This is a genomic window from Rhizobacter sp. P1_G5 (assembly GCF_056405435.1).
Map to the genome: position 1 here is coordinate 1 of NZ_JBFUCB010001107.1, position 863 is coordinate 863.

The following is an 863-nucleotide window of genomic DNA, read 5'->3' on the forward strand; positions in this document are numbered from 1 at the left end:
GATCAGAGACCGTGTAGGTGATGGTGACGGGGCCGCTCACGTTGGTGGCGGGCGTGAACACCAGTTCGCCGTTGCCGTTGATGCTGACGCTGCCGAGCGCCGGGTTGCTCAGCACCGGGTTGCTGACGCTCAGCGTGTCGCCGTCGACATCGATGTCATTCGCGAGCACCGGGATCGTGACCGGCAGGTTGACGGCGCTCGACGCGCCGTCGGCGACGGCGACCGGTGCATCGTTGACCGGTGCGACGTTGATCGTCACGCTCGACGACGACTGCAGGCTGCCGTCGCTGACGGTGTAGGGAACGTTCAGCGAGCCGTTGAAGTCGTGCGCCGGCGTGAAGCTGAGCGTGCCGTCGGCGTTCAGCGTGACCGTGCCTTGCGGCAGCACCACCGGCGTGCCGACGGCGATCGGCTGGCCACCGACCGAGACGATGCTCAGCGCGGGACCATCGACATCGGCATCGTTGGCGCGCGGGTCGAACGTGACCRGTGTGTCTTCCACCGCATTGACGGTGTCGGCGTTCGCGACCGGCACGTCATTCACCGGCGTGATGCTGATCTGCACCGAGGCCGGCGCCGACGTGGCGCCGTTGTTGTCGATCACCTCGTAGCTGAGCGCGGAGTTGCCGTTGAAATCGGCGGCCGGCTTGAACAGCAGCGAGCCGGCCTGGGCGGGCGTCAGCAACTGGCCGGCGGTGACGACGGTCACGCCATCGGCCAGCAGGATGGTGCTGCCGGCGGGAATGGAGACGATGCGGACGCCGGCGATGCTGCCGTCGGCGTCGTGGYCGGTCAGCGAGATCGGCAGCGAGGCGTCTTCAGCGCCGCCGGCGGTGCCGCCGTCGGCCACCGGGGTCTGGTTG

At 68.6% G+C, this 863-nt stretch carries 1 protein-coding gene; it reads right to left on the reverse strand.

The window, feature by feature from the left end:
* A partial coding sequence (locus AC1D12_RS34360) for a tandem-95 repeat protein (RefSeq protein ID WP_477845526.1) occupies positions 1-863 on the reverse strand: 863 nt, incomplete at both ends.